This is a genomic window from Novosphingobium sp. Fuku2-ISO-50 (genome assembly GCF_001519055.1).
Lineage (GTDB): Bacteria > Pseudomonadota > Alphaproteobacteria > Sphingomonadales > Sphingomonadaceae > Novosphingobium.
On record NZ_KQ954286.1, the window covers coordinates 84,778 to 106,432 of the forward strand.

The 21,655-nt window shown below is 64.6% G+C and carries 22 protein-coding genes and 1 tRNA gene; 8 read left to right on the forward strand and 15 right to left on the reverse strand.

Going from position 1 to position 21,655, the window contains the following annotated elements:
- Positions 1-56 precede the first annotated feature (56 nt).
- Positions 57-539: a MerR family transcriptional regulator gene (locus tag AQZ50_RS03360; RefSeq protein WP_067742673.1), complete on the forward strand. Its 483-nt coding sequence runs from the start codon at positions 57-59 to the stop codon at positions 537-539.
- Here AQZ50_RS03360 and AQZ50_RS03365 read toward each other — a convergent pair whose 3' ends face one another.
- Positions 540-1,922, reverse strand: a complete 1,383-nt coding sequence (locus AQZ50_RS03365) for an APC family permease (protein WP_197412371.1) — start codon at positions 1,920-1,922, stop codon at positions 540-542.
- A 38-nt stretch (positions 1,923-1,960) separates the two neighbouring features.
- The gene (locus AQZ50_RS03370; RefSeq protein WP_067742679.1) at positions 1,961-2,545 is read right to left on the reverse strand and encodes a cytochrome b; all 585 of its coding nucleotides are present in this window, start codon (positions 2,543-2,545) and stop codon (positions 1,961-1,963) included.
- 104 nt (positions 2,546-2,649) lie between these two features.
- Between AQZ50_RS03370 and AQZ50_RS03375 the strand changes: the two genes are divergently transcribed.
- From AQZ50_RS03375 to AQZ50_RS03385, 3 genes are read left to right on the forward strand one after another with little or no spacing between them, the layout of a single operon-like run.
- On the forward strand, positions 2,650-4,119 hold the full coding sequence (locus tag AQZ50_RS03375; protein ID WP_067742682.1) for a glycosyltransferase family 2 protein: 1,470 nt from the start codon (positions 2,650-2,652) through the stop codon (positions 4,117-4,119).
- A 56-nt stretch (positions 4,120-4,175) separates the two neighbouring features.
- Positions 4,176-5,300 (forward strand): hypothetical protein, encoded by a 1,125-nt coding sequence (locus AQZ50_RS20870; protein WP_231730087.1) that lies wholly within the window; start codon positions 4,176-4,178, stop codon positions 5,298-5,300.
- Positions 5,301-5,352: 52 nt separating this feature from the next.
- Complete coding sequence (locus AQZ50_RS03385) at positions 5,353-6,060, forward strand: fatty acid desaturase CarF family protein (RefSeq protein ID WP_369801367.1); 708 nt, start codon at positions 5,353-5,355, stop codon at positions 6,058-6,060.
- Here AQZ50_RS03385 and AQZ50_RS03390 read toward each other — a convergent pair.
- The 4 genes from AQZ50_RS03390 to AQZ50_RS03405 all read right to left on the reverse strand — a co-directional run bounded on the left by AQZ50_RS03390 (position 6,051) and on the right by AQZ50_RS03405 (position 10,255).
- Positions 6,051-7,712 (reverse strand): NAD-dependent malic enzyme, encoded by a 1,662-nt coding sequence (locus tag AQZ50_RS03390; protein ID WP_067742688.1) that lies wholly within the window; start codon positions 7,710-7,712, stop codon positions 6,051-6,053. The two genes, AQZ50_RS03385 and AQZ50_RS03390, sit on opposite strands and share 10 nt — an antisense overlap.
- 87 nt (positions 7,713-7,799) lie before the next feature.
- Positions 7,800-8,432, reverse strand: a complete 633-nt coding sequence (locus AQZ50_RS03395) for a class I SAM-dependent methyltransferase (RefSeq protein ID WP_067742691.1) — start codon at positions 8,430-8,432, stop codon at positions 7,800-7,802.
- Positions 8,433-8,495: 63 nt separating this feature from the next.
- On the reverse strand, positions 8,496-9,713 hold the full coding sequence (locus tag AQZ50_RS03400; RefSeq protein WP_231730088.1) for a cytochrome c3 family protein: 1,218 nt from the start codon (positions 9,711-9,713) through the stop codon (positions 8,496-8,498).
- The gene (locus AQZ50_RS03405) at positions 9,713-10,255 is read right to left on the reverse strand and encodes a pyridine nucleotide-disulfide oxidoreductase (protein WP_156427213.1); all 543 of its coding nucleotides are present in this window, start codon (positions 10,253-10,255) and stop codon (positions 9,713-9,715) included. The genes AQZ50_RS03400 and AQZ50_RS03405 overlap by 1 nt, the downstream gene beginning before the upstream one ends.
- Before the next feature lie 135 nt (positions 10,256-10,390).
- Here AQZ50_RS03405 and AQZ50_RS03410 point away from each other — a divergent pair, with 135 nt between their 5' ends.
- The gene (locus tag AQZ50_RS03410; RefSeq protein WP_067742697.1) at positions 10,391-11,734 is read left to right on the forward strand and encodes an NAD(P)-binding domain-containing protein; all 1,344 of its coding nucleotides are present in this window, start codon (positions 10,391-10,393) and stop codon (positions 11,732-11,734) included.
- 53 nt (positions 11,735-11,787) lie between these two features.
- Here the strand turns inward: AQZ50_RS03410 and AQZ50_RS03415 are convergent.
- Positions 11,788-11,877, reverse strand: a tRNA-Ser gene (locus AQZ50_RS03415).
- A 163-nt stretch (positions 11,878-12,040) separates the two neighbouring features.
- Here AQZ50_RS03415 and hspQ point away from each other — a divergent pair.
- Positions 12,041-12,421 carry a heat shock protein HspQ gene (gene hspQ, locus AQZ50_RS03420; RefSeq protein WP_067742700.1) on the forward strand — a complete coding sequence of 127 codons (381 nt, stop codon included), beginning with the start codon at positions 12,041-12,043 and terminating at the stop codon, positions 12,419-12,421.
- A 32-nt stretch (positions 12,422-12,453) separates the two neighbouring features.
- On the opposite strand, the gene AQZ50_RS03425 is transcribed toward hspQ, so the two are convergent.
- Complete coding sequence (locus tag AQZ50_RS03425) at positions 12,454-13,374, reverse strand: ABC transporter permease (RefSeq protein WP_067742703.1); 921 nt, start codon at positions 13,372-13,374, stop codon at positions 12,454-12,456.
- A gap of 87 nt (positions 13,375-13,461) precedes the next feature.
- Here AQZ50_RS03425 and AQZ50_RS03430 point away from each other — a divergent pair, with 87 nt between their 5' ends.
- Together AQZ50_RS03430 and AQZ50_RS03435 are read left to right on the forward strand one after the other, a co-directional pair.
- Positions 13,462-14,196, forward strand: a complete 735-nt coding sequence (locus AQZ50_RS03430) for a GcrA family cell cycle regulator (RefSeq protein ID WP_067743711.1) — start codon at positions 13,462-13,464, stop codon at positions 14,194-14,196.
- Between the two features lie 242 nt (positions 14,197-14,438).
- Complete coding sequence (locus AQZ50_RS03435) at positions 14,439-15,479, forward strand: GGDEF domain-containing protein (protein ID WP_231730089.1); 1,041 nt, start codon at positions 14,439-14,441, stop codon at positions 15,477-15,479.
- A 93-nt stretch (positions 15,480-15,572) separates the two neighbouring features.
- On the opposite strand, the gene pnp is transcribed toward AQZ50_RS03435, so the two are convergent.
- From pnp to rbfA, 7 genes are all read right to left on the reverse strand, one after another.
- On the reverse strand, positions 15,573-17,885 hold the full coding sequence (gene pnp / locus AQZ50_RS03440) for a polyribonucleotide nucleotidyltransferase (protein WP_067743715.1): 2,313 nt from the start codon (positions 17,883-17,885) through the stop codon (positions 15,573-15,575).
- Positions 17,886-18,072: 187 nt separating this feature from the next.
- Entirely contained in the window at positions 18,073-18,342 is a 270-nt protein-coding gene (rpsO, locus tag AQZ50_RS03445; protein ID WP_067743718.1) for a 30S ribosomal protein S15, read from the reverse strand.
- A gap of 8 nt (positions 18,343-18,350) precedes the next feature.
- Positions 18,351-19,265, reverse strand: a complete 915-nt coding sequence (truB, locus tag AQZ50_RS03450) for a tRNA pseudouridine(55) synthase TruB (RefSeq protein ID WP_067742708.1) — start codon at positions 19,263-19,265, stop codon at positions 18,351-18,353.
- The gene (locus tag AQZ50_RS03455) at positions 19,265-19,981 is read right to left on the reverse strand and encodes a site-2 protease family protein (RefSeq protein WP_067742711.1); all 717 of its coding nucleotides are present in this window, start codon (positions 19,979-19,981) and stop codon (positions 19,265-19,267) included. Before AQZ50_RS03455 ends, truB begins: the two co-directional genes overlap by 1 nt.
- Entirely contained in the window at positions 19,978-20,556 is a 579-nt protein-coding gene (locus tag AQZ50_RS03460; protein WP_067742714.1) for a GNAT family N-acetyltransferase, read from the reverse strand. Before AQZ50_RS03460 ends, AQZ50_RS03455 begins: the two co-directional genes overlap by 4 nt.
- Entirely contained in the window at positions 20,553-21,140 is a 588-nt protein-coding gene (locus AQZ50_RS03465) for a thymidine kinase (RefSeq protein ID WP_067742717.1), read from the reverse strand. Before AQZ50_RS03465 ends, AQZ50_RS03460 begins: the two co-directional genes overlap by 4 nt.
- A gap of 18 nt (positions 21,141-21,158) precedes the next feature.
- Complete coding sequence (gene rbfA, locus AQZ50_RS03470) at positions 21,159-21,575, reverse strand: 30S ribosome-binding factor RbfA (protein ID WP_067742720.1); 417 nt, start codon at positions 21,573-21,575, stop codon at positions 21,159-21,161.
- Between the last annotated feature and the right edge of the window lie 80 nt (positions 21,576-21,655).

A 21,655-nucleotide genomic window follows, 5' to 3' on the forward strand; every position in this document is an offset into this window, starting at 1 on the left:
CGGGCTTTCTGGTCCGTTATGACACACGACATGTGGGGAACAACAGGCCATTGGCAATGAACGATCTGGCGGACGAGGCCGACAATCCCGGTGAAACCGCCCTCTCGGGCGCGGAGGAGATCGCGCCGGTCGCCGGTGACGAGGGCGCGGCGCAGGCCGGGCTGCAAGGTATCAACGATGTTGCCGAACATCTGGGGATCACCCACCGCGCATTGCGTTTTTACGAGGACAAAGGCCTGATCGAGCCGGCGCGCGTGGGCAATACGCGGATCTATTCGCGCCGCGATGTCGCGCGCATGCAATTGATCCTGCGCGGAAAACGCCTGGGTTTCTCGATCCGCGAAATCAAGGAATTCCTCGATCTCTATGATGCCGCCCCGACGCAGCGGGAACAGATGCAGCATCTCGTCGCGCAGATCCGTGTGCGGATGAAGCAATTGGAACGCCAGCAAACCGCGCTGGAAATGACCATTGCCGAACTGAAATCGATGGACGAGCAGGCCTGCGCACGGATCGCCGAACTATCTGGGCAGGACTGATCAGGCCGCCTTGCGCCGCCCGGCGCGATAGATCGCCGCCCCCGTACCGAGCAGGACCACGGTCAGCCCGATGATCTTGAGCAAGGCCAGCGGTTTGTTCGTTTCATCGCCCGCCGGCAGCGCCGCCAGCACCAGCGCGACCAGCGTCGTGATCAGCCCGATCAGCGCGAGCCCGATCGATGTCACCCGCCCGCCCGGCAGCCGTGTCACCCCTTTATCGCCAACACCGCGATTGACCCGGATGACCGCCAGAAACACCCCGGCAAACGGCAGGAACGTCGCGATGATGCCCATGCTGACAAGCACTTCATAAGCGCCGCGCACCCCGGTCCCCGCCTGCCCCAACACGCAGAAAACGGCCCCCAGCCCGCCCTGCACCAACAGCGCCACCCACGGCGTCCCCCAGCGCGGATGCACGCGGGCAAAAGCCTGGGGCAACATGCGATCGATGCCCACGGCAAAAGGCAGCCGCGCACAACCGGCGAGATACCCGCTCGCCGCGCCAAGATTGCCCAGCGTGATCAACAGCGCCAGCGGCCAGGCGATCCAGCCGACCCCCAACTTGTGCGCGGCAAGCGATCCCGCCTGAACCAGCCCCTGCAAGGGATTGACCTCGCCCGCCGGCATGATCACCAGCACCGCAATCGTCCCGAGAATATAGACCGGCAGCACGACCAGCCCGGCCAGCGGCAGCGCGCGCGGGATGGTCCGGCGCGGATCGCGGATTTCGCCGCTCATGAAACTGGCCGCTTCCGGGCCCGACAGTGCAAAGGCGAGCCCGGACAGGATGACGAGATGGGCCAGGTCGAAATTCGGCATCGATGCCGCCGCATCAAACCGCGTGACACTGCCAAAGCGGGCCCAAAAAAACGCCGCCAGCACGACCACGATCGCCGCCGGCACCCACATCCCGAGTGCGCCGATATTGTGCAGCCATTTGCCCCATTTCAGCCCGGCAATGTTGATCGCGGTGATCACGGCCAGACCGATCAGCGCAAACACCATGAAATACACCGTGCTGCCGGTCATCGCCTGCAGCCGGGGCCCGCCGAGATAGAGCGCATTGCCGGCATCGAAATAGAATACCGACGGGAAATAAGGCAGGTTCGACGTCCAATAGCTCCAGCCCGCCATGAATCCGGCAAATGGCCCGAATGTCTCGCGAACCCAGACGTAGAGCCCGCCTTCTTGCGGATAGCGCGACGAAAGCTCGATCACCGCGGCGATCAGCGGGATATAGAAACCAAGGAAAGCCAGCGCCCAATACCACAGCGCCGCCTGCCCGAGCATGGCCGCCGAGGCGATCCAGCGCAGCGAAATCCCGGTGACGATATAGAACAGCGCAAGATCGGCCACCCCCATGACGCGGGGGGGCCGATGCAAGGGAACCGCCTCATCCATCGCGCGTCAGCGCCGGGCGATTATCTGCCGAACCACATCCGGCGAAATTGCGCTTGCCCGTCAAGGAACTGATGCTTGAGCGCGCCGGCAACATGCAGGACCAAAGCGCCGATCAGGACATAGGCGGTAATCGTGTGCACGCCGCCAAACAGGTCATGCCAGTAATCCTTGCCCGCATCGCTCAACCCGGAAAAGAACGGGAATCGGAACCAGGGGATCACCCGGAACAGCACCAGCGGATGCGCGGCGCCTGCTTTCCACGCCGAATCATGCAGCCATCCGGCCAGCGGCACCACAAGCATCAGCAGATAGAGCAAGTGATGCACCCCGGTCGACAGCTTGCGCTCCCACGGCTTGAGGGCGGGCAGCGGGGCCGGGCCGGGATGGCCGATTTTCCACAACACGCGCAGGATGACGAGGCCGATCACGGTAATCCCGATCGATTTGTGCAGCCCGACCGCGGCGCCGATCTGATCGGGATGCGCGGCTTCGAGCGCGTCAAAGCCCAAGCCTTTCCACAAGTTGAAGATGATGCCGATGGCAACGAGCCAATGCAGTGCGACGGCGATCGAGGTGTAGCGGCCGTTAAGCGGTCTTTCGGGCATTTTTGGGATTCTCCGGCAATACCTGTGTCACGATACGGGAAAACCTGCCATGGCGCGGCCTTCCTGCAAGCTCATATTCATCCCAGATCGCACAGGTTTCAGCAATGAGCATTCTTGATCCCGGATTTCGGGCGCTTTCGCCGCGTCTTTCTCCGCGCCCGGTCCCCTGGATGGGCACGGCACTGGGCTGGGCCGGACCGGCGCTGTTCGTCGTCCTGCTGTGGCAAAGCCTGATCCGTCAAAGCCTGCTCGGCTGGTCCGTCGGTCTGGTCTATATCGGCTACGATACGTTCCTGCTCGGGTTTACGGCAGTGCAGCTCTGGCCGTTGCGCCGGACGATGCGCGCCGCGCCGCCGCTGCGACAGGGACCGCGCCCCGCGATGGGCGCGATCATCGCCGCGCACAACGAAGCGCAATCGCTGCGCATCACGATCGACACGCTCGCCGGGCAGGAAGAACCGCCCGAACTGATCCTGCTTGCCGATGACGGATCGACCGATGGCAGCGCCGACGTGCTGCGCCGCCTCTATGGCCTCGAACCACCCGCCGTCGGGAACATGAGCGCGCCCTCGCCGGTCCTGCCCGCGCTGCGCTGGCTGCGCCTGCCTCATGGCGGCAAGGCGCGGGCGCTCAACGCGGCGATCCCGCTGATCGATACCGAACTGATGCTGACGGTCGATGCCGATACCCTGCTGGATCCCGGCGCGTTGAAAGCGATGCGCGACGCCTTTGCCGCCGAGCCGGAACTCGTCGCCGCGACCGGCGTGCTGATCCCGATTTGCGGCAAGCGGCCCGTCGAACGGCTGTTCCAATGGTTCCAGCGCTATGAATATGTGCGCAATTTTCTCTCGCGCTTTGCCTGGATGCAACAGGATGGTCTCTTGCTCATTTCCGGGGCCTTTGCCGGTTTTCGCCGGGCAGCGGTGGTAAGGGTCGGCGGGTTTGATCCCGATTGCATGGTCGAGGATTACGAACTGATCCACCGCATGCACCGCCATGCTCACGAATCCGGGCTCGACTGGCGCGTGCGCGTGGTCGGTCGGGCGACGGCCAGCACTGACGCCCCGGCCAGTCCGATGGCGTTCATGCGCCAGCGCCGCCGCTGGTTCGGCGGATTTCTTCAAACGCAGCACTGGAATCGCGACATGGTCGGCAACCCCGCTTTCGGCAAGCTGGGCACGCGCATGCTGGTGGTCAAGGCGTTCGACACCGTGCAGCCGATCTATGGCATGGTCGCGTTCTTCATCCTGATTTCGTTGCTGGTGCGAGGGGCTCTGCCGGTCGCAGGCGCGATCGTCGGCGTCATGCTGGCCAAAGTGGTGATCGACCTGAGCTTTCATCTCTGGTCGATCACGCTCTATCGCCGCTGGACCGGGCATGGCGACGGGCTCGGGCTCGGCCCGGCGCTGATCGCCTCGTTCTTTGAGCCGTTCACGTTTCAGCTCTTGCGCCATGCCGGGGCCTGCTGGGGCTGGATCGCGTTTCTTTCCGGCGGCGGCGGCTGGGGCAAGCAAAGCCGGACCGCTCTCGTCGATCCCGATACCGCAATGCGTGAGCCAGTGGCCCAGCCGTAATCGCGAGCCGTAATAAGGTGTGCGGATAACCGCCGCCTTGCGATAGCATCGCGGCCATGAACTTGCTTTCTGCCATGGTGCGTCGCGCGCCGCTGATCGGCGCGGGCGCCGCGTTTCTCTTCGCGCTGGTTGCGCAGGCTGAGGCCGCCGCACCCAAAGCGCCGACATGGGATGCCGCCGCAGCGGCGCGCTATCTCGACACCCGGCTCGACTGGTGGCGGCACTGGCCCAAATCGCAACGCGACCATGAGACGGTGTGCATCTCGTGCCACACCGCGCTGCCCCATGTCCTCGCCCGCCCCACACTGCGCGCAACGCTCGGCGACCATAGCCGCAGCCCCGCCGAACTGGCGATGTTCGACGATGTGACCAAACGCGTCTATCTGTGGCACGAGGTCGATCCGTTCTACACCGACCAGAAAAACGGCATGGCCAAATCGGGCGAAGCGCGCGGCGTCGAATCCGTTTTGAACGCATTGTTTCTGGTTACCCGCGATAACGAACGCGGCCTGTTCGGCACCGACACACGTCAGGCTTTTGCCCAGATGTGGGCGCTGCAAATGCAGTCGGGCGATCTCAAAGGCGGGTTTCCCTGGCTCAATTTCCATCTCGAACCCTGGGAATCGCCTTCCGCGACCTATTGGGGCGCCACGCTCGCCGCGCTTGCCGTGGCGCGCGCACCGGCAAGCTATGCCACCGATCCCGCCATCGCGCCGCAGATCGAGGCGCTGCGCGGCTATTTGCGCGGCGGACTGACCGGACAATCGCTCTATAGCCGCGCGCTGATCCTGATTGCCGACAGCGAATTGCACGGCATTGCCGACCCTGCGCAGCGCGCCGCGATCGTTGCCGAGCTTGCCGCCGCGCAAGGCGCCGACGGCGGCTGGAGCCTGCCCGCGCTGGCCCCCTGGCAACGCGTCGACAAGACCCCGCTGCCCACCGCGAGCGACGGCTATGCCACCGCGATTGTCGCGTTCGCCTTGCGCGAATCCACGCTGCCTGTGGCAACAGGGCCGCTCGACAAGGCCAAGCGCTGGCTGATCGCGCATCAGGACAAGGCGAGCGGCGCGATCCCGGCGAAATCGATCAACAAGGACCGCCAGACCGGCACCGATGCCTATCTGTTCATGACCGACCATGCGACAGGTATCGCCGCTTTGGTGCTACGTTCGGGTTCCTGATCGCATCAGGCGCGCTATGCCTCGCCCCGGTTCCCCAAGCCGGAGCGCGATCGTGTTGTACCGCCGCACTGTCCTTGCCGTTTTCGCGATCAGCCTCATGGTCAGCCTCGGCCTGTTGGTCTCGCGTTTCGACTGGCTGTGCATGCCCGCGCTGTTGGCGGGATGGTATGCGGCGGATCTTGCCTCGGGGCTGGTTCACCTTGCGCTCGACTATCACCCCTGCCCGCCCGGACGCGGCCTCGCGGACATCTTCTTTTACGAAGGCAGCCGCGAAAGCGCGGAATACCTCGCCTTGCGCGCCGCCTGCATGGCGCGGCTCACCCCGTTTCAGCGCATCGCCTATGATTTCAAGACGCATCACCCGCGCCCCGATGCGCTGGGCCGTCGCTCGCTGTGGACTCAAATCGGCCCCACGCTGATCATCGCCGCGCTGCCTGCCGCGCTCGCGCTCAATGCGGTGGCGATCCTCGGCCATGCGCCCGGCTGGCTGATCGCGTTTGGCACAGCGCTCGTCACCGGCAGCGGGCTTGCGCAGTATTTCCACGGCAGCCTGCACCGCAACCCCGCGCCGCGCCCCGTCCGCGCGCTGCGCCGCATGGGCCTGCTGATGACACCCGCCGCGCACCAGTTGCACCACGACACGCTGCAACGCGATTTCGCCACCAATTGCGGCTGGTCAAACCCGGTGGTCAACCGCGTGTTCCGCGCCCTGCGGGCACGCGGCCTGCTCGATGACGCCGGACTTGCGCCTCAATCGTAAACCGGCTCCCACATTTGCGCGGCGATCGCATCGAGCGTGATCGTCTCGGCGGGGACGCCCGCAACGCCTTCGGCCAGCGCCTGTTGCGCCACGGCATAGGCGATCTGCAGCGCAACCTCGCGCAAGGCAGTGATCGGCGGCAACAGGCCGGGATTGCCTTCGGCGCTGCCGTCGCCGATTTCGCCGCCCAGTTCGCCCGGTTCGCTGAGTTCACCCAGCCGCCGCGCCGCCGCCATGAACATCCCGTCGGTCACAACGCCGGCTTTCGCCACGATCGCGCCGAGGCCGATGCCGGGGAAGACATAGACGTTGTTGACTTGGGTCACGCCCGGCGTGCCGAACGGGCTGCCCGAACCGACGATCGCGCGCCCTTCGCTCCAGCGCAGAATATCCGCCGGGTGCGCTTCGGCGCGCGAAACCGGGTTGGACAGGGGGAAAATAACCGGGCGTTCGGTCAGGCTGGCCATCAGCCGCACGGTGCCTTCGTTGAACGCGTCGCGCTGACCCGACGTGCCGATCAACACGGTCGGGCGGACTTGCGCGATCGTCTGTTCGAGCCCGATGCGCCCGTTGCCAATCCGTGCCCAGCCAGCGACATCGGCGGGATCGCGGGCCAGCGGCACTTGCTGCGGCGGCAGATCGGCCATGTCGGACAGGATCAGGCCATTGCGGTCGATCGGCCAGATCGTACGCCGCGCCGTCGCCTCGTCGACCCCTTCGGCCATGATCGCCTGAACCAGCATTTCGGCGATCCCGCTGCCCGCGGCGCCGAGCCCGTATTGCACCACGCGCTGCGCCGATAGCGGCACGCCGGTAACGCGCACCGCGGCCAGCAAAGTGCCGACCGCCGTCGCGGCCGTGCCCTGAATATCGTCGTTGAAGGTCAGCAGGCGGTGGCGATAGCGCCCGAGCAGATCATAGGCGTTCTTGCCCGCGAAATCCTCCCATTGCAGCAGGACATCGGGAAAGCGTTCGTCGACCGCGCTGACGAATTCTTCGACAAAGGCGTCATAATCGGCCCCGCGCACGCGCGGCGCATGCCAACCGATATACAGCGGATCATTGACCCGCTCGGCATTGTCGGTGCCGACATCGAGCAGGATCGGCAGGACTTCGGCGGGATGAAACCCGGCGCAGGCCGTATAGAGCGCCAGCTTGCCGATCGGGATGCCCATCCCGCCCGCGCCCTGATCACCAAGCCCGAGAATGCGCTCGCCATCCGAAACGACGATGACCTTGACCCGATCCAGCGACGGATCGGCGAGGATCGAGCGGATGCGATCCCGGTTCGGCCAGGACAGGAACAGCCCGCGCGGGCGGCGAAAGATCTGGCTGAACCGTTCGCAGCCTTCGCCCACGGTCGGCGTATAGACGAGCGGCAGCATGTGCGGCAGATCGCTTTGCACGACGGCGTGAAACAGAATCTCGTTGGTATCCTGCAATTCGCGCAGGAAAGCGTAGCGATGGAAATCGGTATCCATGCTTTCGAGCATCTGCCGCCGCCGCGCGATCTGTTCGTCCAGCGTCAGGACATGCGGCGGCAAAAGGCCGTGCAGCCCGAAATGGTCGCGCTCGGCAACAGTAAAGGCCGTGCCCCGGTTGGTCAGCGGATCGTTGAGCAGGGCGCGGGCGCGCGCATAATCGGTGGTCATCGGCTTGCTCCTCGATCGGCCAGGCGCACGGTACGCGCCTGACGCACCCGCTATGCCTTTGCGACTGGCGACGCAAGACGCCGAAGGTCATCCTGGCCGTATGGCGACACCCCATTCCATCCATCCGGCAAAGCGCGGCGCACGGGGAAGATACCGGCCTTCGCGCTGCGTCAGGTCAAACCCCGCCGCCACGATCGCATCGCCGACCGGGCGGGTCAGGTGACATCCGCCCATCAGCCGCTTCCACACCGGTTCGATCCGGCGTTGCCACACAGCGACACCGGGATCGGGCGCGTGCCCATGCTCAAGGAATAACAGCCGCCCGCCGGGGCGCAGCACGCGATAGAGTTCGCCCAGCACTTTGCCCTGATCGGCGACCGAACAAAGCGTATAGGTCGTCACCACCGTATCGAAACTGGCGTCGGCAAAGGGGATCGCTTCGCCCGCTGCTTCATCGAGCACGACCGGCCAGCCCCGGTGCTGCGCCGCAGCCCGCGCATAGGCCAGCAATTCGGGCGAAGGGTCGATTCCGGCAAAGCTGGTCACGGCGGCAGCGTCATAGAGCGGCTGATTGATCCCCCCGCCGCACCCCAGTTCAAACACCGCGCCTGCGGCCTGCGGCACGACTGCGCGCCGCAGATGCATGATCTCCGGCTGACCGCACGCGCAGCGGATCATGCGCGGCACGACGTATTTGTCCCACAATCCTGGCTTGGCCATTGTCTTATCCTCTCTGTCGCCAACGATGCGGGGGCATCGAGAAATGGTCAATACTTCAGGAGGTCAGGGCTTCAGGCCTGACCTCGGGAAATCCCCTTTTGCGGTGCCAGGCCTTGGCGTCAGGATGCGCGGCAGGCCGGGAATGATGAAGCTGGTCTGTTTGTGGCATCGTTCGCACATCGGGCCGAGCGCGCCGATATGGACATCGTCCTTGCGATGGCAGTCGATGCACCGGTTGCCGACTTTGACTTTGTCGACCGATTGCGGATGGCAGGCGACGCACGTCACGCGGACATGTGCCCCGATCAGCGGAAAGCTGGTCTTGGCATGATCGAATGTCGCGACTTTCCAGGTGCTCTGGCTGTGGCAGCTTTCGCATTTGGGCCCGTCGCTGCCGCGATGCACATCCTCGCGCAGATGGCACCCGACGCAGGCCACCGGCGCTTTGTCGGGGCGCACCGTGCGCGCATGGCAGCCGGCACAGGCAACCGCGCGATGCGCCCCGCGCAAGGGAAAGGCGCCGACGCGGTCATGGTCAAACACGATGCCGCGCCAATTGGTCGTCAGATGGCAGGATTCGCAGCGCGGCCCATCGGCCCCGCGATGAACGTCCTTGCGCAAATGGCACGAGACGCACGCGGTCGAAACCCCGCGCCATTGTTCCCGAACATGACAGCCCAGGCACGCCACCGTGCGATGCGCCCCGGTCAGCGGATAATGCGTGCGATCATGGTCAAACGGCAGCACGTCGCGCCAGCGCCCGGTGGTGTGGCACGACTGGCATGCCGGGCCTAGCCTGCCACGATGCACATCCTGGCGCAGATGGCACCCGGCGCAGGCCTGCGGCGTTTCGCGAAAGCGAGTCATGCCCGTGTGGCACGCGGCGCAGGCGGTGCGGGCATGCCCCCCGGTCAGGCGATAGGCGGTCTGCGTGCCATGATGGAAATCCTTGCGGTCCAGCCGGGCGAGAGCCTGGGTGCTTGCGCGATGTTCGACATGGCAACTGCTGCACCGTTCGCCGCGTGCTGCGGGCACCAGCCCGTGCCAGCGCGTATGCGTGGCGATGTCGCGCGCGATCCCGGTGTGGCAAGACAGGCATTGCTCTTTCTGGGCGGCGCGATGAAACGAGATATGGCAGGCGTTGCACCGCGTTTCGAGCCGGGCATGCGCGGGCGACAACGGCCCCGGACTGACCATCCGCTCGATCACCGTTTCGGCGCGCAAGCCCCCGGCGATAACGATCAGCGCCATCAGCGCGAAAAGGCCGATCAGCCGCCGCATCAGTAGGCGTGCGCCATATAGATATGGACGATCACCGCCATGACCAGAACCATGCATAGCGGGGCGTGCAGATAGTGCCACGCCTCGGCCCAACGACGCCCCTTGCGTCGCGCCGGGCCAAGCGCATAGCGCGCAACCAGCCCGCTGGCGACCACCAGCCCCATCGCGGCAAGCCCAAAGCTGCTGTTGATCGAGCCCCAGGCAAACCGCGCGTGAACCAGCACCGCGACCGGGCCGAACAGGCCAAGCAGGACATGCGCATTGTACCACCAGGCCACCGTGACGCGGCCCTGCGCCACCCGCTTGCGCCAGGAAAACCCGATTGCAAACAGCATCATCACCGTACCGGCCAGACCGATGAGATAGCCCGGCCAGCCATGCGGATCGAGCGCTTCATCGCGCCGGGTCGCCCAGCCCCATGCCAGCGCGCCCAGCACCAGCGCAGCGACCGCCCCATCGACCCACGGCGCGCGCAAACGCGGGGCGCGCGCGGCATGAATTGCCCCGCCCTTCCCGATCGTTGCCGCCGCGCCGTCCATCATGCGAATCCGCCCTTGTTTCCGGTAAATCCTGTGATGCCAGATTTTGCTGGCATTCGCCGGTCTTTTGTCATCATCTGCACAACAAGGGCACTGCAAAAGCGTGCCCGAAAGCACCGACACCATGATTCCTGGTCGATGATCGTCACTGTTGCCCTTGTTCCGGTCTATGCCCTGCCGCTGCTTCTGGCGATCGGCGGCTGGGCACGCCATCATGCCTTGCGCACCCGGCGCAACCGCGCGCTTCTGGCGCACAACCGCGCGACGGGCCTTGCCGAGCCACCCAGCCTGCACCCCGTGATCGACCCTGCGCGTTGTATCGGCTGCGGCGCCTGCGTGCGCGCCTGCCCCGAACATGACGTGCTCGGGCTGGTCGGGCGGACGGCGACCTTGATCGAGCCATGGGCCTGCGTCGGCCATGGGACATGCCGTGATGCCTGCCCGACCGGAGCCATCGGCCTCGTGTTCGGCACTGCGACGCGCGGGATCGATTTGCCCGTGCTCGGCCCCGGCAGCGAGACCAGCGTCGCTGGGCTCCACATCGCGGGCGAACTGGGCGGGCTCGGCCTCATCCGCAACGCCATCAACCAGGGGCGCGAGGCCATCGACCAGATCGCCGCTGCATTGGCGCGCTCCCCTGCGACGGCTGCCGATCAGCTCGATCTGGTCATCGTCGGATGCGGCCCGGCGGGCATGGCGGCGGGGCTCGGCGCGATCGCGCACGGCTTGCGCTTTGTCGCGCTCGATCAGGCGACGCTCGGCGGATCGGTGGCGCATTATCCGCGCGGCAAGCTGGTCATGACCGCGCCCGCTCTCCTGCCGCTGATCGGCGAAGTCCGCCTCGGCTCGATCAGCAAGGAAGGCCTGCTCGCCTTTTGGCAGGATGTGCTCGATCGTACCGGCCTCAGCCCCCGCTATGAAGAGCGCGTGCGCGATATCGAACGCGAAGACGGCGGCTTTGTCGTCGTCTCGAACAAGGCACGCTATCGCGCGCGGCGCGTTCTGCTGGCGATGGGCCGCGGGGGAACGCCGCGTCGGCTGGGCGTGCCGGGCGAAGATCTTGCCAAAGTGGTCTATCGGCTGAGCGATCCCGGTCAATATGCGGGCCTGCGCGTCATGATCGTGGGCGGCGGCGATTCCGCGCTCGAGGCCGCAATCGCGCTGGCCGAATTCCCCGAAACGCGAATCACGCTGGTCCATCGCGGCAAAGCCTTCGATCGCGCGCGCCGCGAAAACCGCGCCGCGCTGGGACAGACAAGCGGGATCACACAATACCTGGGCGCAAGACCCGTCGCCATCACCCCCGATGCCGCGGTCATCGAGGATACAAGCGGCACGCATGCCATCCCCAACGACGCCATCATCATCTGCGCTGGCGGCACCCTGCCCCGCGAATGGCTGACCCAACTGGGCATTGCCGTCGAAACGCACCGCGGCCTCGCGCCGGGCGCCGCTGACGCCGCAATGGCACACTCCGCGTAGACGGAACCGCACCTGGCGCAACCGAATTGGCCGACAACAATGTCAGAAGGAAGTGGCGGAGAGGCAGGGATTCGAACCCTGGATGCCCTTGCGAGCATGCCGCATTTCGAGTGCGGTGCATTCGACCACTCTGCCACCTCTCCGCGAAGTGATCGGGCGCCGCTGAGGTGCCCCGGTCGGGAAGCGCGCCGTTAGCGCATGGTTTCATGCTTGCCAAGAGGAAAATCGGCGGCACGTGTCATCAAGGGTGATGTCAATGACAAGGCATCGCTTGTTTGCCGCCATGGCCGCCCCTATATGAGAGCCATGGAACACGGGAATTACTTTTCGGCACAATCGGGCCGCGAAATCGTTGCCCCCCCGATCGCTGTAGCGCAGTTTTCAATCGGTGAGGTTGTACGCCACAAACTGTTCGATTTTCGAGGAGTAATCTTCGACATCGATCCGGTTTTTGCCAATAGCGATGAATGGTATCAATCGATCCCCGAGAATATCCGACCTCTCAAGGATCAGCCATTCTATCACCTGCTCGCTGAAAACGGCGAAAACAGCTATGTCGCCTACGTCAGCCAGCAAAATCTCGAAACCGACTCCGAAGCCGGTCCGGTGGATCACCCCTCGGTGACGGAAATGTTCGAGGCGTTTCGCGACGGGCGCTATCGCCTGCGCCGCAAACTGTCGCACTGAGCCATACGGGCGGGTCGGCCCCGCCCGCAGACTCAACTGCGCAGCTTCCACCCCGAACGCAGCACGCCATAAGTAAACAGCGCCAGCGCCACATTGAGCACGCCAAGCCCGAGCGCCGCGCCGATCACGGCGTCATTGGTCGCGCCGATGTCGCTCTGGCCCAGAAAGCCGAAGCGAAATCCGGAAATGACATAGAACACCGGATTGAACGCACTGATCGTGCGAAACACCGGCGAAAGGCGGGTAACGACGTAAAACGTGCCCGACAGCATCGCCATCGGCGTGATCACGAAATTGGTCACGGCCGCGTTGTGATCGAACTTTTCCGCCCAAAGCGACGTCAGCACGCCGATCAACGCCAGCAGTACCGAACCCATCAGGCCAAACCACACCACGGCCCAGGGATGACGAATGGTCACGTCGACTCCCGGCCACAACACCATCGCACCATAAATCGCCAGCCCCACGAGTGCTGCGCGCGTCACCGCCGCGGCAACCAGCCCGAACAGCAACTCCGCCTCGGAAATCGGCGGCATCAGGTAATCGACGATCGTCCCCTGAATCTTGCCGACCAACAGGCCAAAGCTGGAATTGGCGAAAGAATTGTTGATCATGCCCATCGCGATCAGGCCCGGCGCGACAAAGCTGGCAAACGACACGCCCAGCACCACGCGCCCGCTGCCATTCCCGCCCCCGCCGCTTAACGCGAGGGTGAAAATGACCAGATAGAGCAGAGTCGTGACCGCAGGAGCCCAGATCGTCTGGGTCTGAACCTTGAAGAAACGACGGACCTCCTTCATATAGAGGGTCCATAGGCCCAAGCCATTGAAGCCGTGAAACACCCGTTCCCCGGGTGCGGGAAAATTCCCGACGGGCGGCGGGCTGGCCAAAGAGCTTGAAGGCGTTGTCCCGGCAGATTGACGGGCCGGCGCGGGGATCGGTTGATCGGGCATGGCCAGTGCGGTATCGCGACTGATCCGCGATGGCAAGCGGGCGGATATTTTGTGTGGGCGCTCGATGCGCTCCTTGAGGAAAACGGAATGAGTTGGACCGAAGAGCGGATCGAAAAACTGACCAAGATGTGGGAAGGTGGCTCCACCGCCAGCCAGATCGCCGATGAGCTGGGCGGGGTCAGCCGCAACGCCGTGATCGGCAAGGCGCATCGCCTCGGGCTCAAGGCGCGCCCTTCCCCGGTGAAGCCGAATGACGTCAAGCACAGCGAAAAGGCCGAAACGCCGACCATCGAGGCCCCGGCCAAACCCGCGCCGCGCGCCGCCGCGCCGGTCGAGCCCCGCGTTGCCGCGCCCCGCCCCGTAGCGCCCCCGCCGCCTGCGGCTGCCGCCCCTGTTGCCCCGCCGCGCCCCGCCGCGCCGGTCAGTTCGCCCGCGCCCGCAGCCGCCGCACCGTCGGATGCGCCTGTCGCGCCCGTTACGCCGCAGCCGCGCATCGTCTCGGTCGGCCCCGGCGGCTTCTTGCGCCAGGGCCCCGGCGATCAGCAGGCGCCGATCCCGCCCGCCCCGCCGCGCCGCCTCGTGCCCGCGCGGCCAAGCGCGGAAATCGCCGACAAGACCAGCCTGCTCGATCTCAACGATCGCATATGCCGCTGGCCCATGGGGCATCCGGGCGAACCGGATTTCCATTTCTGCGGCGAAAAGGTGAACCCTGGCTTCCCTTATTGCGTCGAACATTGCGGTCGCGCATATCAGGCGCAATTGCCGCGCGGCCATCGCCGGCCTCCCCCGCCGATGCCGTTTGGCGGCCCCCGCGTTCGCTGATCACAAGCAGCGGTTGATCCTTCCCCGGTTCATCCGCAAGACTTCGTAGTAAATCCTGCAGGCATGCTGCCGTTCTGGTAAGCATGCCTGCACACGACCCCCAAAACAGTGGCGATTCCCCCAAAAAGGGAGGTTGGCGCAGATGGCTGAGCCTACCCTCCCATGCCAAAACGCCGGAGGCGGCGCCGCTGATCGCCCCGCTCGGCGCTGCGGACGGCGAATTGACACCGCGGGAAAGCTGGTTGCCGGCCAAGCGCAGGTTATTGGCGCAAGTGGCCGATTTTCTGATCGACCATGGCCTTGAAATCCTGCCGTTCACGTTATCGGTTGCCTATGACTGCGTGACCGGCGGCAGCCCGCAGCTTGCCCAGCGCATTCTCGAACGCACCGAAAAAGGCCTGCCGGTCACGCTGAAATGGCTTGAAGAAGCGCATTCGGCCCAAGCCCGCGATGCGACTGCCGAAGCCATGGCGAAACTGGTTGGCCAACTCGAAGACAGCCTGTCCGATTTCGGCCGCACGATGGCGGGCGCGCGCGATGCCAACGGCACGTATAGTGTCGCGCTCGAAGGCCATGTGGCCGATCTGCAAAACGCGGGTCAGGACATGAACCTGACCGGCGGTGATCTGATCGACCGCCTGACCGGACTGACCCGGCACATGCTTAACCACACGCGCACGGTCGAAAGCGAACTGGTCGCCAGCGAGGCGCAAATCCGTTCGTTGCAGACGGGGCTCGACGAAGCCCGCCTCCTCGCCAATCAGGATCATCTGACCGGGCTGCCCAACCGCCGTGCCTTTGACGAATTGTTCGAACGCGAACTGCGCGAGGCAAAGCTCGGTGACGAAACGCTGTGCGTCGCGTTTTGCGACATCGATCATTTCAAGCGCATCAACGATACCCACGGCCATCCCGCCGGCGACCGCGTGATCCGCTATGTCGCCGAAACGCTGGGCCGCATTGCCGATGCCAAGTGCCATGTCGCACGCCACGGCGGAGAGGAATTCGCCGTCCTGCTGCGCGGCATAAACCTTGGCGATGCCTGGGCCCGGCTCGATGCCGCGCGCGAGGAAATTGCGCAGAAGCGGCTGGTCAACCGCGCCAACGACCGACCATTTGGCCGGATCACCTTTTCCGGCGGAATCGCCGACGCGCTCGCCTATCGCAATGCGAGCGCTGCGCTCAAGGCCGCCGACGACGCGCTCTTCGCCGCCAAGGACTCCGGCCGCAACCGCATCCTGATCGCCGGCAACCTCCCGCAACCCTTGCGCGAGGTTGCCTGAGGCACACCAGGCAAAGCCGGATGAAAAAAGGGGGGCGGTGACCAAGTCACCGCCCCCTATTCTTGCATTCGGTTGAAAACCGTCAGCGTTTGATCAGTCGTCCGACTTCAGGAACGCCGGGATGTGATCGGGCGCGGGGCCTTCGTCGCGGTCGCGGCGTGGGCCGCGTTCGGGACGGGGTCCACGGTCGGAACGGGGGCCACGGTCGCCGCCACGATCGCTCTTGGGCCCGCGACGGTCGCCGCGATCACCACGATCGGGACGATCGCCACGCGGTTCGCGCGGTTCACGTGCCGGGCGGGTGTCTTCGAGCTCGGCGCCGGTTTCCTGGTCAACCACGCGCATCGACAGACGCACTTTGCCGCGCGGGTCGATTTCGAGCACCTTGACTTTGACGTCCTGGCCTTCCTTGACGACATCGGTCGGCTTTTCCACGCGCTCGTTGCGCATTTCCGAGACGTGCACGAGCCCGTCCTTGCCGCCCATGAAGTTCACGAACGCACCGAAGTCGACGATATTGACGACTTTGCCGTTGTAGATCTTGCCCACTTCAGCTTCTTCGACAATGCCGAGGATCCACTGACGCGCCGCTTCGATCTGGGTCAGGTCGGACGACGAGATCTTGATCAGGCCTTCGTCGTCGATGTCGACTTTCGCGCCGGTGGTGGCGACGATCTCGCGGATCACCTTGCCGCCGGTGCCGATGATGTCGCGGATCTTCGACTTGTCGATCTGCAACGTCTCGATGCGCGGAGCATGGGCCGACAGTTCGCCACGGACTTCGCCGAGCGCCTTGGTCATTTCGCCGAGGATGTGCGCGCGGCCTTCGTTGGCCTGAGCCAAAGCCTTGCGGAAGATTTCCTCGGTGATCCCGGCGACCTTGATGTCCATCTGCATCGTGGTGATGCCTTCGCTGGTCCCGGCCACCTTGAAGTCCATGTCGCCCAGGTGATCTTCATCACCCAGGATGTCGGACAACACGGTGAAATCATCGCCTTCGATGATCAGGCCCATGGCAATGCCCGACACCGGGCGCAGCAGGGGAACGCCCGCATCCATCAGCGACAGCGAACCGCCGCACACGGTCGCCATCGACGACGAACCGTTGGACTCGGTGATGTCCGACAACACGCGGATGGTATAGGGGAAGTCTTCCTTCGACGGCAGCACCGGGTTCAGCGCGCGCCATGCCAGCTTGCCATGGCCGATCTCACGACGACCCGGGGCGCCGAAGCGGCCCACTTCGCCGACCGAATAGGGCGGGAAGTTATAGTGCAGCATGAAGCGCTGATACGACAGGCCGTCGAGCCCGTCGATCATCTGCTCGGCGTCCTTCGTGCCCAGCGTGGTGGTGCAGATCGCCTGCGTTTCACCGCGCGTGAACAGCGCCGAACCATGCGTGCGCGGCAGGAAGCCGACGATCGCTTCGATCGGGCGAACCTGGTTCACGGCACGGCCGTCGATGCGCTGGCCATCCTTGAGGATCGCGGTACGCACGATGTCGGCTTCGACCTTCTTCAAGGTCTTGATCGCCACCATCTGGGTCTGCGGACCCTGATCGGCAAAAGCGGCCTTGGCCTTGTCACGCGCAGCATTGAGCGCGTTTGACCGTTCCGACTTGTTGGTCAGCTTGTAGGCTGCGGCAATATCCTTGCCGACCAGCGTCTTGAGCTTTTTCTTGATGTCGGCGGTGTTGTCCTTGAGATCGACTTCCCAGGGGTCCTTGGCTGCCTTTTCCGCCAAGTCGATGATCGCATTGATCACCTTCTTGATTTCGGCATGGGCAAACAGCACGCCGCCCAGCATGGTGTCTTCGGACAATTCCTTTGCTTCGGATTCGACCATCATCACCGCGTTGCCGGTGGCGGCGACGACGAGATCGAGGCTGCCTTCCTTCACTTGCGCGAGCGACGGGTTGAGCTGGTATTCGCCATCCTTGAAACCGACGCGCGCGGCGCCGATCGGACCCATGAAGGGAACGCCCGAAATGGTCAGCGCGGCCGACGCCGCGATCATCGCCACAACATCGGGTTCGGTTTCGCCATCATAGCTCAGAACCTGGGCAATGACGTTGATTTCGTTGTAGAAACCTTCGGGGAACAGCGGCCGCACGGGGCGGTCGATCAGGCGCGAAACCAGCGTTTCCTTTTCGGTGGCGCCGCGTTCCCGCTTGAAGAAGCCGCCCGGGATGCGCCCGGCGGCGGAAAACTTTTCCTGATAGTGCACGGTCAGGGGGAAGAAATCCTGCCCTTCCTTGACCGACTTGGCAGCGGTCACCGCGCAAAGCACAACGGTTTCACCATACGTGGCGAGGACCGCGCCGTCAGCCTGACGGGCAATGCGGCCGGTTTCCAGAGTGAGGGTCTTTCCGCCCCACTCCAGGGATACTGTCTTGACGTCGAACATCGTGTTTCCTTCAGCCCGCGCGGCCCTATTGCCGGGCGGGATTTGCTGCCGGGTGGTTCCGTCCCGGTCCGGTGCGGGGCTGTTTTCGCGCCCCTTGGAGCTTTCGCCGAATTGCGAAAGAGCCCCTTTTTTTCCCAAACCCTAAAAGCAAAAAGCGGCCCGCAAAGGGGCCGCTTCCTGCCTGTGCTTACTTGCGCAGACCCAGTTTCTGGATCAGCGAATTATAGCGATCGACATCTTTTTTCTTCAGATAGTCGAGCAGGCTGCGACGCTTGTTGACCATCTGGAGAAGGCCGCGACGCGAATGGTTGTCTTTGTGATGGATCTTGAAGTGTTCGGTCAGGTTGACAATGCGCGTCGTCAAAATGGCGACCTGCACTTCCGGCGAACCGGTGTCGCCCGCGATACGGGCGTTGTCGACGATGATTTCCTGCTTTTTCTCAGGGGTAACCGACATAAAATTCATCACTCCGCGACATCAGGAAAGTTGAAACCCCGTTCCACGCGCAAGGCGCCGCCCGAAAGTTCGACGAGGGCGACCGGCACAGTGCCGGAACGCGCAAGCCAAGGCCCATCGGTATGGGGCAACCCCGTCAGAACGCGGCCCTGGCGGACCGCCCTTGCCTGATCGGGATTGAGGTCAAGAGCCGGGATGTCGACCAGCCCTGCCTCCAGCGGCAAGATTATGTTCTCAAGGGTTTCGCCCATAGCCGCATCGCGCAAATTGTCCAGCGAAATCGCTTGCGCCAACGTGAAGGGCCCGGCCTTGATCCGGCGCAGCATCGTGACATGGCCGACCGTCCCCAAAGCCAGCGCAATATCGCGCGCGAGGCTGCGGATATAGGTGCCCTTTGACACTGTCACGGTCAGCGTGGCTTCGCGCTCGCCATCGACGTCCCGCTCGGTGATGGCATCCCAGCGATAGATCGTCACGGCCCGCGGCCGCATTTCGACTTCTTCGCCATCGCGCGCGCGATCATAGGCGCGGCGCCCGTCGATCAGGATCGCCGAATAAGCCGGAGGGATCTGTTCGATCGGGCCGGTAAAACGCTCGGCCACCACGCGCGCGACCGCGCCGGGCTCGGGCTGCACCGGGCTGGTGGCGATCACTTGCCCTTCGAGATCAAGCGTATCGGTCTGGCGCCCGAAGCGGACGCCAAAGGCATACGTCTTGGTCGCATCGAGCATCCGCCCGGCAAGCTTGGTCGCCTCGCCGATGGCGATCGGCAAGACCCCGGTCGCCAGCGGATCGAGCGTGCCGCCATGGCCGACCTTGACTTTGCCATGGCCGGCCTGACGCAGCGTGCGCTTGACGGCCGCAACGGCCTGCGTCGAACCCAGCCCCAGCGGCTTGTCGAGAATGACCCAGCCATGGACCATCAGACGCCGACCTGCCCCGATGCCGGAATCCCCGCCACCACCATGGCCAACTGACCCAGCCCGTCGATCAGCCAGTCCACCGGTGGCAGGATCACCCGGTCGACCAGATGCAGCGAAGGCGCCACTTGCGGCAGGATCACAAACAGCACGAAGAACACAATGATCCCGTAGGGCTCGATCCGGTCAAGCAACCGCGCCGCCGGCCAAGGCAAAACCCCGCGCAAGATCCGCGACCCGTCAAACGGCGGCAGCGGCAAGAGATTGAACATGCCCAGAAATGCGTTGAACAGGATGAAATTCTTGAGATTGTCCAGCACGAACGTCGCCACCGGCCCCGGCGAGCCATGCGGCCCGAGCACGCGCGCAAACAGCCCGATCGCCACCGCGCTGAGGATCGCGAACACAAAATTGGTCGCCGGTCCCGCCGCCCCGACCAGCGCCATATCGCGCTTGGGATTGCGCAGCCGGTCATAATTGACCGGCACCGGCTTGGCCCAGCCAAACACCGGCAACCCGGCGAGATGCAGCATGACGGGCAGGAGGATCGTGCCGAACAGATCGATGTGGCGCAGCGGATTGAGGCTCAGCCGCCCGCGTTCCGACGCTGTCGGATCACCCAGCAGGCGGGCCATACGGCCATGGGCGACTTCGTGAAAGACAATCGCGAAAACCATCGGGACAATGATCGTCGCGGCATCATAAAGCGGATTGGTCATCGATTGAGCCATTCATTCCGGAGCACGCTGAACGACACGGTATCGCGCACGTGCCCGGTCCAGGTCTTGCGTTCATGGCGCAGCACACCTTCGCGGGTGGCGCCCAGTTTGGCGACCGCCGCCTGACTGCGGGTATTGCGCACATCGACCTTGAAACCGACCCGTTCGAGCCCGCAGGCAAAGGCATGATCGAGCATCATCCGCTTTACCCGGCCATTGAGCCCGCTGCCACGCAACCGTGGCGCAACGAACGTGTTGCCGATCTCGATCGACCAACCGGCTTGCCCCTGTTCGATCCACGCGGTCATGCCGACCACGGCACCGGCCTGGGTCATCGCATAGACCCGGCGCCCTGCCCTGCCCCGCAACCCGCCCCCGCCCTGCAACAGCCCGTCGAATTGCGCATCGAAAGCAGCGCCCTGATAGGTCACCGGATAGATGTCCCAGATCGCGTCGTCCTCGGCGCAGACCGCGCGCAAGGGCTCGCGATGTGCCTCGGTCAGCGGCACGAGCGCGAGGTCGCCGTCCGTCAGGGGAATGTACAAGCCCGCATCGGCGGTATGGACGTCGCTCATTGATTCAGGCTTTCGCGAAAGTGACGCCGACACAGCGCCAGATACCGATCGTTGCCGCCGATTTCGGTCTGCGCCCCATGCCGGACGGGCTTGCCCACCGCATCGACGCGCAGGTTCATCGTCGCCTTGGCGCCGCAATGGCAGACTGCCCGCAATTCAACAAGCCTGTCGGCAATCGCCAACAGCGCCGCCGATCCTTCGAACAACGCGCCCTGAAAATCGGTGCGCAAACCATAGCACAGCACGGGAATGCCGGTGTCGTCGGCGATCCGCGCCAATTGCCAGACTTGCGCAGCGGTCAGGAACTGCGCCTCGTCGACCAGCACGGCAGCAATCGGCGCACCGGCATGAGCGCCGACAATGGCCTGCCCGAGGTCGGTTTCGGCGGAAAAACGATGCGCCGGCGCGCCGATACCGATCCGGCTGACAATGTCGAACCCCGACGCGCCCGGCGAACGGCTGTCGATCGCGGCGGTCCACAGCATCGTCGCCATGCCGCGCTCACGATAGTTGAAATCGGCCTGCAGCAGCGCGGTCGATTTGCCCGCATTCATGCTGGCATAATAGAAATGGAGCTTGGCCATGACCGGGCGCTCAAGCGATCAGGCGTCGGTTTCGCCCGGCTCGGCGGCGCCCAGATCGCGGCGCACGCGCGGATCGTTGAGCAGCGCGTCGATCCGCCCCGCTTCGTCAAAGCTCTCGTCCGCCTGAAACCGCATCTTTGGCGCGTATTTCAGCTTGAGCCGCCCGGCGACTTCCTTCTGGAAATAGGCGGTGTGCGTGCGCAGCGCTTTCAACACTTCGGCTTCATCGGTGCCCAGCAACGGCTTCACGAACGCGGTCGCGAGGCGCAAGTCGGGCGACATCCGCACTTCGGTCACCGAAACGGTGTGCGCGGACAGCACTTCGTCATGAACCTCCTGCCGCAGCAGCAGTTCGGACAGGATATGACGCGCCTGTTCGCCGACCTTGAGCAGGCGGACAGAGCGGGTTTCGGGAGTCTGTGGTGTACGGGCCATAGGATGCCTGCTGTATGTTGATCCACGGGATCAGGCCCCGCCGGGGATTTCCGACGGGGCCCATATCCCTGAAGCGATCC

What these genes read in the sequence shown, in the direction of transcription:
- pnp (WP_067743715.1), bottom strand. Translation starts at nt 17,885, where the DNA reads ATGTTCGACGTCAAGACAGTATCCCTGGAGTGGGGCGGAAAGACCCTC.
- AQZ50_RS03410 (WP_067742697.1), top strand. Translation starts at nt 10,391, where the DNA reads ATGATCGTCACTGTTGCCCTTGTTCCGGTCTATGCCCTGCCGCTGCTT.
- AQZ50_RS03425 (WP_067742703.1), bottom strand. Translation starts at nt 13,374, where the DNA reads ATGCCCGATCAACCGATCCCCGCGCCGGCCCGTCAATCTGCCGGGACA.
- AQZ50_RS03360 (WP_067742673.1), top strand. Translation starts at nt 57, where the DNA reads ATGAACGATCTGGCGGACGAGGCCGACAATCCCGGTGAAACCGCCCTC.
- rpsO (WP_067743718.1), bottom strand. Translation starts at nt 18,342, where the DNA reads ATGTCGGTTACCCCTGAGAAAAAGCAGGAAATCATCGTCGACAACGCC.
- AQZ50_RS03460 (WP_067742714.1), bottom strand. Translation starts at nt 20,556, where the DNA reads ATGAGCGACGTCCATACCGCCGATGCGGGCTTGTACATTCCCCTGACG.
- AQZ50_RS03465 (WP_067742717.1), bottom strand. Translation starts at nt 21,140, where the DNA reads ATGGCCAAGCTCCATTTCTATTATGCCAGCATGAATGCGGGCAAATCG.
- AQZ50_RS03430 (WP_067743711.1), top strand. Translation starts at nt 13,462, where the DNA reads ATGAGTTGGACCGAAGAGCGGATCGAAAAACTGACCAAGATGTGGGAA.
- AQZ50_RS03390 (WP_067742688.1), bottom strand. Translation starts at nt 7,712, where the DNA reads ATGACCACCGATTATGCGCGCGCCCGCGCCCTGCTCAACGATCCGCTG.
- AQZ50_RS03370 (WP_067742679.1), bottom strand. Translation starts at nt 2,545, where the DNA reads ATGCCCGAAAGACCGCTTAACGGCCGCTACACCTCGATCGCCGTCGCA.
- rbfA (WP_067742720.1), bottom strand. Translation starts at nt 21,575, where the DNA reads ATGGCCCGTACACCACAGACTCCCGAAACCCGCTCTGTCCGCCTGCTC.
- AQZ50_RS03405 (WP_156427213.1), bottom strand. Translation starts at nt 10,255, where the DNA reads ATGATGGACGGCGCGGCGGCAACGATCGGGAAGGGCGGGGCAATTCAT.
- AQZ50_RS03400 (WP_231730088.1), bottom strand. Translation starts at nt 9,713, where the DNA reads ATGCGGCGGCTGATCGGCCTTTTCGCGCTGATGGCGCTGATCGTTATC.
- hspQ (WP_067742700.1), top strand. Translation starts at nt 12,041, where the DNA reads ATGGAACACGGGAATTACTTTTCGGCACAATCGGGCCGCGAAATCGTT.
- AQZ50_RS20870 (WP_231730087.1), top strand. Translation starts at nt 4,176, where the DNA reads ATGAACTTGCTTTCTGCCATGGTGCGTCGCGCGCCGCTGATCGGCGCG.
- AQZ50_RS03395 (WP_067742691.1), bottom strand. Translation starts at nt 8,432, where the DNA reads ATGGCCAAGCCAGGATTGTGGGACAAATACGTCGTGCCGCGCATGATC.
- AQZ50_RS03375 (WP_067742682.1), top strand. Translation starts at nt 2,650, where the DNA reads ATGAGCATTCTTGATCCCGGATTTCGGGCGCTTTCGCCGCGTCTTTCT.
- truB (WP_067742708.1), bottom strand. Translation starts at nt 19,265, where the DNA reads ATGGTCCATGGCTGGGTCATTCTCGACAAGCCGCTGGGGCTGGGTTCG.
- AQZ50_RS03455 (WP_067742711.1), bottom strand. Translation starts at nt 19,981, where the DNA reads ATGACCAATCCGCTTTATGATGCCGCGACGATCATTGTCCCGATGGTT.